Source organism: Candidatus Glomeribacter gigasporarum BEG34 (assembly GCF_000227585.1).
GTDB lineage: Bacteria > Pseudomonadota > Gammaproteobacteria > Burkholderiales > Burkholderiaceae > Glomeribacter > Glomeribacter gigasporarum_B.
The window spans coordinates 1-14,158 of the sequence record NZ_CAFB01000055.1 but is presented as its reverse complement, the minus strand read 5'-3'; the positions used below and the strand labels follow the sequence as shown (position 1 = coordinate 14,158).

Annotated in this window: 10 protein-coding genes, 2 tRNA genes, 3 rRNA genes and 2 pseudogenes; 4 read left to right on the top strand and 13 right to left on the bottom strand. The window is 53.7% G+C overall.

Annotated elements, in window-relative coordinates:
- A partial coding sequence (locus tag CAGGBEG34_RS07420) for a hypothetical protein (protein WP_203224858.1) occupies positions 1 to 740 on the top strand: 740 nt, incomplete at its 5' end.
- Positions 741 to 744: 4 nt separating this feature from the next.
- On the opposite strand, the gene CAGGBEG34_RS12215 is transcribed toward CAGGBEG34_RS07420, so the two are convergent.
- From CAGGBEG34_RS12215 to CAGGBEG34_RS07410, 3 genes and pseudogenes are all read right to left on the bottom strand, one after another.
- Positions 745 to 906: an anhydro-N-acetylmuramic acid kinase gene (locus tag CAGGBEG34_RS12215; RefSeq protein WP_420885896.1), complete on the bottom strand. Its 162-nt coding sequence runs from the start codon at positions 904 to 906 to the stop codon at positions 745 to 747.
- Positions 892 to 1,504, bottom strand: a pseudogene (locus tag CAGGBEG34_RS10300) (anhydro-N-acetylmuramic acid kinase); the annotation flags it as partial. The pseudogene CAGGBEG34_RS10300 and the gene CAGGBEG34_RS12215, both read right to left, overlap by 15 nt.
- A 30-nt stretch (positions 1,505 to 1,534) precedes the next feature.
- Entirely contained in the window at positions 1,535 to 2,368 is an 834-nt protein-coding gene (locus CAGGBEG34_RS07410) for a hypothetical protein (protein WP_006683100.1), read from the bottom strand.
- Between the two features lie 53 nt (positions 2,369 to 2,421).
- Between CAGGBEG34_RS07410 and tyrS the strand changes: the two are divergent.
- The 3 genes and pseudogenes from tyrS (at position 2,422) to leuE (ending at position 5,326) form a co-directional block, all read left to right on the top strand.
- Positions 2,422 to 3,658, top strand: a pseudogene (gene tyrS, locus CAGGBEG34_RS07405) (tyrosine--tRNA ligase).
- A 131-nt stretch (positions 3,659 to 3,789) separates the two neighbouring features.
- Positions 3,790 to 4,644 carry a josephin domain-containing protein gene (locus CAGGBEG34_RS07400; RefSeq protein WP_006683099.1) on the top strand — a complete coding sequence of 285 codons (855 nt, stop codon included), beginning with the start codon at positions 3,790 to 3,792 and terminating at the stop codon, positions 4,642 to 4,644.
- A gap of 34 nt (positions 4,645 to 4,678) precedes the next feature.
- Entirely contained in the window at positions 4,679 to 5,326 is a 648-nt protein-coding gene (gene leuE, locus CAGGBEG34_RS07395) for a leucine efflux protein LeuE (RefSeq protein WP_006683098.1), read from the top strand.
- Between the two features lie 12 nt (positions 5,327 to 5,338).
- Here the strand turns inward: leuE and ptsP are convergent, their stop codons facing one another.
- The 10 genes from ptsP to CAGGBEG34_RS07350 all read right to left on the bottom strand — a co-directional run bounded on the left by ptsP (position 5,339) and on the right by CAGGBEG34_RS07350 (position 13,980).
- The gene (gene ptsP, locus CAGGBEG34_RS07390; protein WP_006683097.1) at positions 5,339 to 7,102 is read right to left on the bottom strand and encodes a phosphoenolpyruvate--protein phosphotransferase; all 1,764 of its coding nucleotides are present in this window, start codon (positions 7,100 to 7,102) and stop codon (positions 5,339 to 5,341) included.
- Positions 7,103 to 7,151: 49 nt separating this feature from the next.
- Complete coding sequence (locus CAGGBEG34_RS11125; RefSeq protein ID WP_158641835.1) at positions 7,152 to 7,358, bottom strand: hypothetical protein; 207 nt, start codon at positions 7,356 to 7,358, stop codon at positions 7,152 to 7,154.
- A 64-nt stretch (positions 7,359 to 7,422) separates the two neighbouring features.
- Positions 7,423 to 7,752, bottom strand: coding sequence for an IS3 family transposase (locus CAGGBEG34_RS09735; protein WP_050009361.1), 330 nt, complete (start codon positions 7,750 to 7,752; stop codon positions 7,423 to 7,425).
- Between the two features lie 369 nt (positions 7,753 to 8,121).
- Entirely contained in the window at positions 8,122 to 8,385 is a 264-nt protein-coding gene (gene rpmA / locus CAGGBEG34_RS07380) for a 50S ribosomal protein L27 (protein ID WP_006683096.1), read from the bottom strand.
- 11 nt (positions 8,386 to 8,396) lie between these two features.
- Positions 8,397 to 8,723 carry a 50S ribosomal protein L21 gene (gene rplU / locus CAGGBEG34_RS07375; protein ID WP_006683095.1) on the bottom strand — a complete coding sequence of 109 codons (327 nt, stop codon included), beginning with the start codon at positions 8,721 to 8,723 and terminating at the stop codon, positions 8,397 to 8,399.
- 35 nt (positions 8,724 to 8,758) lie between these two features.
- Positions 8,759 to 8,871: ribosomal RNA gene (gene rrf, locus CAGGBEG34_RS07370) — 5S ribosomal RNA — on the bottom strand.
- Between the two features lie 145 nt (positions 8,872 to 9,016).
- Positions 9,017 to 11,897: ribosomal RNA gene (locus CAGGBEG34_RS07365) — 23S ribosomal RNA — on the bottom strand.
- Positions 11,898 to 12,050: 153 nt separating this feature from the next.
- Positions 12,051 to 12,126 (bottom strand) — tRNA-Ala (locus CAGGBEG34_RS07360).
- A gap of 97 nt (positions 12,127 to 12,223) precedes the next feature.
- A tRNA-Ile gene (locus CAGGBEG34_RS07355) sits at positions 12,224 to 12,300 on the bottom strand.
- A gap of 133 nt (positions 12,301 to 12,433) precedes the next feature.
- Positions 12,434 to 13,980, bottom strand: a 16S ribosomal RNA gene (locus tag CAGGBEG34_RS07350).
- The 16S, 23S and 5S rRNA genes sit together here with 2 tRNA genes alongside, the layout of an rRNA operon.
- Positions 13,981 to 14,158 lie beyond the last annotated feature (178 nt).

Genomic DNA, 14,158 nt, shown 5'->3' with positions numbered 1-14,158 from the left:
CAGGCTGGAAGGCACGTTACTGGAGCGGATACTCACGAAGCTTGCGGAAGCGCCCGGTCTCCCGTGCCGCATTCCAGGGGCCTTGTCTTTTAGGCGGGAATATCGGCCATTGGGTTTATATGCAGTGGGATCTGGATCCCGTGGAGGGAACGCTACAAGCAAAAGTGATCGATAGCATGGAAGCTGCAAATGAAAAAATAGAGAATTTACAGAATATCCTGGGCAGGGTTGGACATAGATTAGAAGAGCGTCTTGCACCACTTAGAGTTTCCTGTCGTTTTACGGACGATATTGAGGTGATTTGCACAGGCAGGCAGACGGATGACCATACATGCGGCATCCGTGTGTTGAAAGAGGTCTTTGAAAATTCGCATGAAATAGGCGCCATCGACCAGAGCCATACGCCTGTTGCATACACGTATTACCAGCAGCTTCATCAGGCAGGTGACGACACCCAAAGACTGAAGGAGGCGCTGTACAATGATCTGTGGGGCTTTGACACGGGAGCAATAGCCTCCGGTGCTGGCGCCTCTCAGAATGCGCGCGTGGAAAGCGCGGATGCGGATTTAGAGGAGGCGATTCGGCTCTCTGCTTTAGCAGCGCAAGAGCGTGAAGATGCGGACTTTGCGCGACGTTTAGCGCAGGAAAATCCATTTGGAGTGCTTGAAATGTCTACTCCCGACACCAGTTCAGATGAAGCCCTTGCGCGACTTTTAGCAGCGGACTTTAACTACGCTTAATCTATTATTTCGGATACAAAGCGCCGAGCACGCGCGGTCCTTTCGCGCCGGTGACGGGCGTGAGATCAACCGGTATTCGCTCAACCAAACATTTCGCCAGCCACGCAAAGGCCAGCGCTTCCGTCGGGAAAAGCGCGCAATCCGCCAGGCCCGCCTCTTCAAGCACGTTGCCCGGGCCGCAATCAAAGCCCGTCATGGCGATGCCTGCGTTTTGCGGAGGAAGAAGGGTGATATTGCTGATTCCGCCGATATTACACACAACGCGCGTTTGCTCAGGCGCGCTGAAATACATCGCGTGAAAAGCGGGCGCGAGCGGCGCGCCCTGACCGCCCGCGGCGATATCGCGGCTGCGGAAATCCGCCGCGATATCTATCCCGGTCAATTCAGCGAGTCGCGCGGGCGCATTGATTTGCCGTGTATAACTCAGCGCCGGACAATGCCGGATCGTCTGGCCGTGCACGCCAACTGCGCGCACCTGCGCGGGCGCAAGCGCGGCGCGCGCGCAGTTCGCGAATGGCGCGCGCATAATATTCCGCGAGTGGATGGGCCGCGCGCGCTTCACGGTCGATTTCATTCTCCGCGGGCGTTTGCAATGCGAGCAGCGATTCGCGCAGCCTTGCATCAAAACGCACATAAGACTCAGCGAGAACGCGCGGCGGCTTGCGGCGTTCAAACTGGACCGCAACGCCGTCCACGCTGTCCAGACTGGTGCCGGACATCAGTCCAAAATAAATATCCGGATCGCCGCCTGCAAAAACCGTCATGGCGCTTGCATGATGCCGGGGCGCAGCGCGTTATGCAGCGTTAAGCGTAGCCTCACAGGCAGCGGTTGAACTGGATGCAGTTTGTTGCGCCTGAGACTGAAGGCCAAGATCATATTTCTTCAGATCAGAAAGCTGTGCGGCAAGCGTATCCAGCGCTTGCGTAAAGGCGTTGAGGGCATGCTCGTAATATTGGTCTGGGCTTTTTTCAGAGGATTCGGCCTGCATGGAGGTCTGGAGCCGCGCTGGCGCATTCCTATTTTCATCATCCAATACGCTGCTATGAATCATCATACAACCAAAAGGCGACATAAAACATAGCGCGCTCAATACGACAGCTTGGGCAACGACAGACGGCGGCGTGCCCGAAGCAATGAGTACGCTCATGATAAACACAGTCAGGGCAATAAATACTGCCAGAACGGTGAGCAGTATGATCTGCAATGGATGGGTAGAAGAGGGCGGCAGGGAAGCTTCAAGCGAAGAAGACGGAGGCAGGGATTCAGGCAAAGAAAGCGGAAGGGGCGGCTCAACCAGCGTTGCGATCTCCTGCACGGCGCATTGCAAATCCTGGAGCTGCTGCGCGCATACATCGATCATCCGGTCTGTATCCGGGACGCTGGAGGCGGAGCTTGCAGCGGCGGCGCAGCGCGCGGAAAAGAGCGCTTCCAGCCCGGAAGCGCTCTGAATGGCTGTCCTCAGATTGCTCTGCATATTGTTTAATGTCTTCTGGATAAGCGCGCGCGTATCCTGAGCCACGTCATCCGCATGCTTCTGGTACAGTGCAGTGCGGAAGTCCCAATGCAGCATATCGAGCGTTTGGAGCGCCGGACCGAATGTGTAATCGGCGGGAGGCGGTGTAAGCATGATTTTATCCATATAGTTTAAAAATCAACCAATAGTTTAAATAGTACCGGGCAATGCGTCAAAGTCCTCTTCTCCCCAATGGTTCAATTACGGACGAAGTCCGCCATGCGCTCGCCCTCGTTCGCCGCGGCTGCGATGAATTGCTGGTTGAGGATGAATTCGCGCAAAAGCTGGCGCACAGCGCAGAAACGGGCGCGCCGCTGCGGATCAAACTCGGACTCGATCCAACCGCGCCGGATATTCACCTCGGCCATACGGTGGCGCTGAACAAAATGCGCCAGTTGCAGGCGCTGGGCCATAGGGTGATTTTTCTGATCGGCGATTTCACCGCGTTGATCGGCGATCCGTCTGGACGCAACGCGATGCGTCCGCCGCTGTCACGCGAGCAGATCCGCGCGAATGCGCAGACGTATTTTGCACAGGCCACGCGGATTCTGGACCCTGGAAAAACCGAGATTCGCTACAACAGTGAATGGGGGGCAACGCTTGGCGCAGAAGGCTTGATTCAACTCGCTTCGCATTACACGATTGCCCGCATGCTTGAGCGCGAAGACTTTAAGCGCAGATATCAAGCAAATGCGCCGCTCGCGCTCCACGAGTTTTTGTATCCGCTGCTGCAAGGCTATGACTCGGTGGCATTGCAGGCCGATCTCGAACTCGGCGGAACAGATCAAAAATTCAATCTGCTGGTCGGCCGGGAATTGCAAAAACACTATGGTCAGGCACCGCAGTGCATATTGACAATGCCGCTGCTCGAAGGGTTGGACGGCATTGAAAAGATGTCGAAATCCAAAGGGAATTATGTTGGGATTACCGATCCGCCGGATGAGATGTTCGGCAAATTGATGCGCATTTCCGATCCCCTGATGTGGCGTTATTACACGCTCTTGTCCTCACGCACTCTGGAGGAGATTGAAGCTTTTCGGCGCGCGGTTCAGGCAGGCCGAAATCCGCGCGATTTCAAGGTGCAGCTTGCGCAAGAGATCGTGGCGCGTTTTCATTCATCCGCCGCCGCCGCGCGCGCGCTGCAAGACTTTAACCACCGCGCGCACGGCGGCATTCCGGATAAAATACCCGCGCTCACGCTCAGGGGCGCGCCGCTTGCGATTGGAATATTGTTAAAACAGGCGGGCTTAACGCCATCGAGCAGTGAAGCGCTGCGGTGCGTGGAGCAGGGGGGGGGTGCGCATGGATGGCGTGAGAATTCGCGACAAGGCGCTTAAAGTGGCGGCGGGAACCTATGTGGTGCAGGTGGGCAAGCGCCGCTTTGCGCGGGTGCTCATTACTTAATTGATCTTGCCAGCGCGGCTGTGCGAAACGCCTGGATGAATTGCATTGCGCATATTCTTGTAGAACCCGTAGGCTTTTAGAAACAGGGAACAGCGCTTTTTCAATTTCAATTCAACACGGCAATCGTCAATATGCAACTTTTTAAATATCTCAGCATTCTCACCCTTCTTGTCTTGAATGCCTGCAGCGATAATGGAACTTCCAGCGCTCCGGCATCTCCTCCGGAGCACTCAACGCCGCCCGACAATGGCCAGAATCCTGGACAAGAGGAAACGCTCTATTTTGAGAAGCAAACGGACGCGAACTGCACGCTGCATTCCATTAACAATGCTTTTGGCGGATCATTTTTGCCTTCAGAAGACTACGACCGGTATATCAGCCTAACGGTTGCTCAAAAAACAGGAAATATTACAGATGATCACTTCTATGTAAACGGCCTCTTTCTGGCCGAATATCGTTTCACTGACGCACAGCAGCAAGCGCTCAGGAAATATTACGATCCCAATACCCCTGGCGACCGGGCGGCCAAAAGGGCAGCGCTGGCGCAGGAATTTGACGCGCATCAAGATACTGGTTTTCCACTGAATTGGGAGACTTTTGCGCAGGATATGGGTCTGTTCGGAGGCGCAAAAGCCATCCAATTTGTTTTACCCATTGTCGATCAGCGCTACGACTTAAAACTGGACTTGGATCATTATTTCAAAAACTTAAGGGAAGAAATGGCGCAGCTATCGCCAGATTTTATGAACGCTGAACGTCTTATCCTGACGACTCGCCCACAGGGCAACCACTTTTATGCGCTGCGCAAATTCAAAGGGGTATGGTACAAAATAGATAGCGCGAATAGCGCGCCAGAACCGCTTGCCGGCAGCCACCTTGACTGGGCCAAAATCCAGACTTCGGGTATATTGGTCAAATATTTTACTGCGGATGAAGAAGCCAGAATCAAGGCGGCGGTCAAGACCTTAAAACCTGCGTCCAGTTAAAAAATATTAAGCGAGCCGTTTTTATCCAAGCGCCATGCAATCCTTAGGCATGATCAATTTCTGGACTTTTCTCATTGGGTCGGTTTTTGTGATTACGATACCGGGCCCTAACATGCTGTACGTGCTCTCTGTCAGCGCGCAGCGCGGCGTGCGTCACGCTTACCGCGCTGTGTGCGGCATTTTCCTGGGCGATTCGATTCTGATGACCTTATCGGCCGCTGGCGTTGCTTCATTGCTAAAGGCGTATCCCATTTTATTTTTCATCATTAAATATGGCGGCGCCGCTTACCTGCTGTATATGGGACTGACGATTCTGCGCACTGCATGGCTGAACCGCGGCAGCTTGCCGGCCCCCGCTTCAGCGAATAAAGCGGAATCCGGCCATTGCTTCAAGCGGGCATTGCTGATTAGCTTGTGCAATCCGAAAGCCATTCTGTTTTTCGTCTCGTTTTTTATCCAATTTGTCGATCCAGCCTATCCCTATCCTGCGCTCTCCTTTCTGGCGCTTGGCGCCATTGATCAATTGATCAGCCTTTCGTATCTGAGTCTGCTGATTTTCACCGGCGTGCGTCTGTCTGAGGCTTTCCGGCGCCACCGTTGCCTGTCTATTGGCGCTTCGGGCAGCGCCGGCGCGCTGTTGATCGGCTTTAGTCTGAAGCTTGCCACTGCCACGCTGGGCTGAATGCTCTAGTTCTCACACCTGAGACAGGCGCTGCAATGCCGCTTGACGCGCCTTAGGCTCGTGTGCTGCAAGCAGTCCCCGAACCGCGGATTTAAGAGCGCATTGCTTCAGTTGCCGGATGTGCTGCTTGATGATCAGCAATTGGCTGGCAGGCATTGAAAATTCAGTCAGCCCCAGACCGAGCAGAACGCGCGTGAAAGCCGGATCGCCGGCCATTTCACCGCAGACGGAGACGGGTATGCCTGCCTGATGTCCTGAGCGTAGGGTTTCCGCAATCAGGCGAAGCACGGCGGGGTGCAAAGGATCATACAGATGCGCGACGGCTTTATCGCAGCGGTCAATCGCGAGCGTGTACTGAATCAGATCGTTGGTGCCCATCGACAAAAAATCAAAATGCTTTGCAAAAAACGGCGCCATTAATGCGCTTGCCGGCACTTCAATCATCGCGCCGATTTGTAAATCCGGCTCGATGTTTAAACCGGCCTCCATGCATTGCCGCCGGGCTGCCTGAATCAGCTCAAAGGTCTGGCCGATCTGCTGCGCATGGGTGAGCATCGGAATCAATATTCTCACTGGACCGAAGCGGGCGGCGCGCAGAATGGCGCGCAATTGCGCGAGCAGAATGCGCGGTTCCGCCAGACTCCAGCGAATCGCGCGCAGGCCGAGCGCGGGGTTAGGCGCGTATTCGGTACTGGAGTGAGCGTATCCGTCCGGCATTTTGTCTGCACCCGCATCGAAAGTGCGAATCGTGACGGGCCGACCGTTCATCGTCTCGACTACGTGCCGGTAAGCCTCGAATTGCGCCTCTTCTTCGGGCGCCTGGCCGTGCGGGCGCATCCACAGAAATTCTGTGCGGAACAGACCAATGCCGCATGCGCCCGCTTCCAGTGCGGCGCGCGCGTCCTCCGGCAATTCAATATTTGCATATAGATTCACCTGAATGCCATCCGCAGTGCAGGCAGGCGCCGACAACAGCCCGCTCAGGGAAATCTGCCGACGTAAATACCGGCGCCGCTGGTATACGTATTCTTCAAGTACGCGCGGCGATGGCTGAACCATCACCACGCCCTCATTGCCGTCGACAATGATCAGATCATCCTGGCGGATCAGAACGCTCGCCAGCGGCGCGCCAAGCACAGCCGGAATGCCCAGGCTACGCGCGACGATTGCGGTATGCGATGTGCTTCCACCCCGTTCCGTGATGAAACCGCAAAAGGTCTGCGTTGCACGGGTTCTGAACTGGAGCATGTCAGCAGGTGAAATATCGTGCGCAATGACAATTTTTGAATCGACCGGAGAATGGCCGCTGTGTGTGTACGCCGCAATGGAAGCGGGCGTTTTTGCCAGCGCTTTCAGAAGCTGTTCGACCACCTGTTGGAAATCCGCCTTGCGTTCACGCAAATATTCATTCTCAATGTCATCGAAGTAATGGCCGAATTTCTCCAGCTGTTCAGCCAATGCCCATTCCGCGTTATAGCGGCGCGCGCGGATCAGTGTGAGGATGGCCTCCGTCAGCGTTGCATCGTGCAGGAGGAGGGCATGTACGTTCAGGAATGCGTTCATCTCGGCAGGCGCATCAGCAGGCAGCTCAGCGCGCAATGCTTCGAGTTCCCGGCGCACTTGATCCTGCGCTGCATGGAAACGCGCAATCTCAGCCTCAATCTGGCTTGAGGAAATCCGATACCGGTTGACTTCAAGCGTCGCGGGCGCGATCAAACAGGCCCGGCCAATCGCGATACCTCTTGAAACGGGCGCTCCGTGTAGTATGAATGACACTTGTGTCTCCATGCATGGCGGACAATTTTGGTTGCAGACCACTGTAAATTTATGCATAAACCTCTTCGACCTGAAGCGTTTTCATAAAACGCTCTGCCTGCACATGATCGTAAGGGTAAGCCACCGCCATCGAAGCGATCAAGCCGTATTCATCCAGGGCACGCCGATCATCTGCATTCGCATACTGGCTGCCACGGTCACGATGATGGACGCAAATACCTGGCGCAGGCCGGCGTTGGAGAACAGCAGTACTCAAGGCAGCCAGGGTAAGCTGGGTGTCGATCTGTCGGCCAATAGCCTATCCAACCCCCTTGCGACTATCAACATCCAAAAATGACCGCCAGGTAAACAAATCCTGTTTCAATACGGATATTGTGATATCCGCCACCGGATTCGGTCTGGCTGATCTGGCATCCTGTTGCGATATAAATTGGGGGCATATGGGCCCCGTCATGCTGGCTGTCCGTGGTACGTACAAACCGGCGTTTGGGCTGGATTCCCAAACTCTGCTGTCTCATGATGCGGGCCACGCGCTTGTGATGGATGTCATAGCCCTGAGCTTGTAGAGCGCGAGTCACACGGCGATAGCCGTAGACTGACAGCTCGTCCTGAATGACATCTATCTGCTCTACAACCTGTTCATCACTCAAGCGAAGCGCTTGCGGCTGAGTGCAATGAAAAAGTGCTCCGTGGGAGCTGAATCATCCGACACCCCCATTGGACTGAACAGGCAGCGGGCCGCTGACGATGGATGAGGTCTCGCTGCTGCTTTCGGGTCGCAACCGTGGCATCTTTTCTCAAGCCAATCACCTGAAACGCCTGCGAAACATTTCCAAGCGTTTGCGCAAGCCTTAATCAACCCAGCTTGTTTTTGAGCGCCTGCTGTTCATTTGGCATCTAACTGCCTCTTCCTGATCAGTCACCTGAAAGTTGATCGAAATGTCAGATTAAGGCCTTTGCCTTCACCCTCTGAGCTTTTTAAAGTTAATCTTTTCTATCACGCTATGGGGCCTACATTTTTAACTTTGTTTTGGAAGGATGTGAACGGTTTTTTTGTTAAGAGAGCCTTTGACGGAAAATTGGACTTGGCCATCAATCAATGCAAATAAGGAGTGATCTTTACCTATGCCGACGTTTTTACCCGGATGCATGCGGGTACCGCGCTGGCGCACGATAATACTGCCCGCTCGGATCGATTGAGAACCGAATATCTTGACTCCGAGCCGTTTGGATTCGGAATCCCGGCCATTACGCGATGAACCGCCCGCTTTTTTATGCGCCATATATATTGCCTTTATTCCACAGTGGAAGCCATTTCATTATAGATTGTGTCGATGCGCAGTTCTGTATAGTTCTGCCGATGGCCGGCGCGTTTTTGGTAATGTTTGCGGCGGCGCAGCTTAAAGATTTTGATTTTGGGATGACGCCCTTGTGCTACCACTGTGGCTCTGATCTGCGCATGCGGCACGGTGCCAAAGTAGATCGACTTGCCTTCACCTACCGCGAGGAGAGGGCTTAGTGTTACTTCTGAACCCACTGGGGCTGGGATCTGTTCTACTTTTATCGTTTCACCAGCCCTTACCTTATATTGTTTTCCACCTGTTTTGACCACTGCATACATGGGCGCACTCTGAATAGAAGACAGGGAATAGAGAAGCCTGACGATGTCCTACTTTCACACGCGCATGCGCACTATCATCGGCGTAGAGTCGTTTCACTGCCCTGTTCGGGATGAGAAGGGGTGGATCCAACTCGCTATGGTCGTCAGGCAAAAAAATACTGCAGGATCAAACCTGCAGAAATTTGAAAGAAGAGAATCTATCAGGGAAAGAGGAAGGTAAAAGCCAGGCGCTGGTAGCAACGCAATGTTTACTGTCTCTTACTATCTCTGTTCCTTGGAAACCGCCGGGTTATAGGGTCAAGCCGCACGGGCAATTAGTACTGATTAGCTTCACGCATTACTGCGCTTCCACACCCAGCCTATCAACGTCCTAGTCTCGGACGGCCCTTCAGGACACTTTCATGTCAGGGAAGTCTCATCTTGAGGCGAGTTTCCCGCTTAGATGCTTTCAGCGGTTATCTCTTCCGCACTTAGCTACCCGGCAATGCCACGGGCGTGACAACCGGTACACCAGTGGTGCGTCCACGCCGGTCCTCTCGTACTAGGCGCAGCCCCTCTCAAACTTCCAACGCCCACGGCAGATAGGGACCAAACTGTCTCACGACGTTTTAAACCCAGCTCACGTACCTCTTTAAATGGCGAACAGCCATACCCTTGGGACCTGCTACAGCCCCAGGATGAGATGAGCCGACATCGAGGTGCCAAACACCGCCGTCGATATGAACTCTTGGGCGGTATGAGCCTGTTATCCCCAGAGTACCTTTTATCCGTTGAGTGATGGCCCTTCCATTCAGAACCACCAGATCACTATGACCTGCTTTCGCACCTGCTCGACATGTCCGTCTCGCAGTCAAGCACGCTTATGCCATTGCACTATCAATACGATTTCCGACCGTATCTAGCGTACCTTCGCACTCCTCCGTTACTCTTTGGGAGGAGACCGCCCCAGTCAAACTGCCTGCCATGCATGGTCCCCGGCCCGGTGCACGAGCCTAAGTTAGAACCGCAAACAGATCAGGGTGGTATTTCAAGGACGGCTCCATCGGAACTGGCGTCCCGACTTCTTTGCCTCCCACCTATCCTACACAAACCGGTTCACAGTCCAATGCAAAGCTACAGTAAAGGTTCATGGGGTCTTTCCGTCTAGCCGCGGGTAGATTGCATCATCACAACCATTTCAATTTCACTGAGTCTCGGGAGGAGACAGTGTGGCCATCGTTACGCCATTCGTGCAGGTCGGAACTTACCCGACAAGGAATTTCGCTACCTTAGGACCGTTATAGTTACGGCCGCCGTTTACCGGGACTTCAATCCAGCGCTTGCACGCCTTCATTTAATCTTCCGGCACCGGGCAGGCGTCACACCCTATACGTCCACTTACGTGTTTGCAGAGTGCTGTGTTTTTATTAAACAGTCGCAGCCACCCTTTTATTGCAACCCATTCTCCCTCACAGCGCTAGCTGCTCAAGTTACTAGGGTGACCCTTCTCCCGAAGTTACGGGTCCAATTTGCCGAGTTCCTTCTCCCGAGTTCTCTCAAGCGCTTTAGAATATTCATCTTGCCCACCTGTGTCGGTTTGCGGTACGGTCTCGTAAGACTTAAGCTTAGAGGCTTTTCTTGGAACCCCTTCCGATTGCTTCGCAAACTCAAAGTTCGCTCGCCCCACACCCTTGAATTGCGCGCCCGGATTTTCCTAAGCGCCTTCTCCAATGCAGGGACCAGGACTTCCATCCCCCGGACAACCTTCCGTGATCCGTCCCCTCATCGCATTCTTACGATGGTGCAGGAATATTCACCTGCTTCCCATCAGCTACGCATTTCTGCCTCGCCTTAGGGGCCGACTCACCCTGCGCCGATGAACGTTGCGCAGGAAACCTTGGGCTTACAGCGAGGAGGCTCTTCACCTCCTTTATCGTTACTCATGTCAGCATTCGCACTTCCGATACCTCCAACGCACTTCTCAATGCGCCTTCTCCGGCCTACGGAACGCTCTCCTACCATGCAAGCACGCTTGCATCCGCAGCTTCGGTGACTGGCTTAAGCCCCGTTACATCTTTCGCGCAGGATGACTCGATCAGTGAGCTATTACGCTTTCTTTAAAGGATGGCTGCTTCTAAGCCAACCTCCTGACTGTTTCGACCTTCCCACTTCGTTTCCCACTGAGCCAATCTTTGGGACCTTAGCTGACGGTCTGGGTTGTTGCCCTCTTGACACCGGACGTTAGCACCCGATGTCTGTCTCCCGTGATTCCACTCTTCGGTATTCGGAGTTTGCTATGGCGAAGTAATCCGCAATGGACCCCTCAACCATGACAGTGCTCTACCCCCGAAGGTTACACACGAGGCACTACCTCAATAGTTTTCGGAGAGAACCAGCTATTTCCAGATTTGTTTAGCCTTTCACTCCTATCCACCGCTCATCCCCTACTTTTGCAACAGTAGTGGGTTCGGCCCTCCAGTACGTGTTACCGCACCTTCAACCTGGCCATGGATAGATCATCTGATTTCGGGTCTACGCTCAGCAACTGCACGCCCTATTCGGACCCGCTTTCGCTACGCCTCCCCTAAACGGTTAAGCTTGCTACTGAACGTAAGTCGCTGACCCATTATACAAAAGGTACGCGGTCACGCTTGCGCGCTCCCACTGTTTTTATGCATGCGGTTTCAGGTTCTATTTCACTCCCCTCCCGGGGTTCTTTTCGCCTTTCCCTCACGGTACTGGTTCACTATCGGTCGGTCACGAGTATTTAGCCTTGGAGGATGGTCCCCCCATCTTCAGACAGGATATCACGTGTCCCGCCCTACTTTTCGTATTCCTAGTTCCACACACCAGTTTTCACATACCGGGCTCTCACCTTCTATGGCCGGACTTTCCAGTCCGTTCTGCTCACCCATGTGTTAAAGAATACAGGCTCTTCCCATTTCGCTCGCCACTACTTTGGGAATCTCGGTTGATTTCTGTTCCTGCGGTTACTAAGATGTTTCAGTTCACCGCGTTCGCTTCGCTTGACCTATGAATTCAGTCAAGGATAACCCATATATGGGCCGGGTTTCCCCATTCGGAGATCTCCGGATCAATGCGTCTACCTACTCCCCGGAGCTTTTCGCAGGCTTGCACGTCCTTCTTCGCCTGTGACCGCCAAGGCATCCACCCCATGCACTTATTCGCTTGACCCTATAACGCGACGGTCTATGCATCCAACATTTTCTCTTCTTCCAAATTGTAAAAGAACGATCAGACATTAGTTACAGGAAACAGGCCACAGTAAAAAAATAGGGTACCGCTGAGCGGCACATTATTTTTTACTGCTCCCTGCATCCTGTAGCCTGGTGGAGGCAGACGGGATCGAACCGACGACCTCCTGCTTGCAAAGCAGGCGCTCTCCCAACTGAGCTATACCCCCTTCAGGACAGGTACAGGAGAGAAGTCACAGTAAAGTGCGGCATCGATGCGCAGCACATTATTTTCACTGTTCTCTATATTCTGCTCCATAACCTGACTGGTGGGTCCGGTAGGACTTGAACCTACGACCCCCGCCTTATCAAGACGATGCTCTAACCTGCTGAGCTACAGACCCGTTCAGGACACAGGAGACAGATTACATAAATATTGCACCATGCAGGGGTTCCAGCCTTTACTGCAACCTACACCTGTAACCTGTAATCTGATATACAACCGATCAGTGTGAGCGCTCAATCCAGTTTTTCCAGAAAGGAGGTGATCCAGCCGCACCTTCCGATACGGCTACCTTGTTACGACTTTACCCCAGTCATGCGTCCTACCGTGGCCATCGCCCTCCTTACGGTTAGGCTAATGGCTTCTGGTAAAACTCACTCCCATGGTATGACGGGCGGTGTGTACAAGACCCGGGAACGTATTCACCGCGGCATGCTGATCCGCGATTACTAGCGATTCCAGCTTCATGCAGTCGAGTTGCAGACTACAATCCGGACTACGATCCGTTTTTTGGGATTGACTCCCCTTCACAGGTTGGCATCCCTCTGTACAGACCATTGTATGACGTGTGAAGCCCTACCCGTAAGGGCCATGAGGACTTGACGTCATCCCCACCTTCCTCCAGTTTGTCACTGGCAGTCTCCTTAGAGTGCCCTTGCGTAGCAACTAAGGATAAGGGTTGCGCTCGTTGCGGGACTTAACCCAACATCTCACGACACGAGCTGACGACAGCCATGCAGCACCTGTGTGCCGGTTCTCTTGCGAGCACACCCGAATCTCTTCAGGTTTCCGGCCATGTCAAGGGTAGGTAAGGTTTTTCGCGTTGCATCGAATTAATCCACATCATCCACCGCTTGTGCGGGTCCCCGTCAATTCCTTTGAGTTTTAATCTTGCGACCGTACTCCCCAGGCGGTCAACTTCATGCGTTAGCTTCGTTACTAAGGAAATGAATCCCCAACAACTAGTTGACATCGTTTAGGGCATGGACTACCAGGGTATCTAATCCTGTTTGCTCCCCACGCTTTCGTGCCTGAGCGTCAGTATTGGCCCAGGAGGCTGCCTTCGCCATCGATGTTCCTCCACATCTCTACGCATTTCACTGCTACACGTGGAATTCCACCTCCCTCTGCCATACTCTAGTCTGCCAGTCACGTATGCTGTTCCCAGGTTAAGCCCGGGGATTTCACTTCCGTCTTGACAAACCGCCTACGCACCCTTTACGCCCAGTCATTCCGATTAACGCTCGCACCCTACGTATTACCGCGGGCTGCTGGCACGTAGTTAGCCGGTGCTTTTTCTTCCGATACCGTCATCCACTCCGATTATTTACCGGAGCCCTTTCTTCTCGGACAAAAGTGCTTTACAACCCGAAGGCCTTCTTCACACACGCGGCATTGCTGGATCAGGGTTGCCCCCATTGTCCAAAATTCCCCACTGCTGCCTCCCGTAGGAGTCTGGGCCGTGTCTCAGTCCCAGTGTGGCGGATCATCCTCTCAGACCCGCTACGGATCACCGCCTTGGTAGGCCCTTACCCCACCAACTAGCATAATCCGACATCGGCCGCCCCTCTAGCGCGAGGCCCAATGGTCACCCATCCGGTCCCCCGCCTTCCTCTTTTGAGCATATGCGGTATTAATCCGGCTTTCGCCGGGCTATCCCCCTCTACAGGATACGTTCCGATGTTTTACTCACCCGTTCGCCACTCGCCACCCAGTGTTTCCACCTGTGCTGCCGTCCGACTTGCATGTGTAAGGCATGCCGCCAGCGTTCAATCTGAGCCAGGATCAAACTCTTCTTCTTTGAATTCTTTTGCCGCCCTTGAAGGCGGCCCTCACTCAAAGTCTGACGTTTTCCACTTCAACTTCGCGTGAGCTTCTATCTTTTATGCAATCCTATGCTACAAAGCACAGAACCGCTTCCTGTCTCAAGCGCCCACACTCATCGGCTGTAACTTTTTAAAGAACTTCCGTACCCCCTT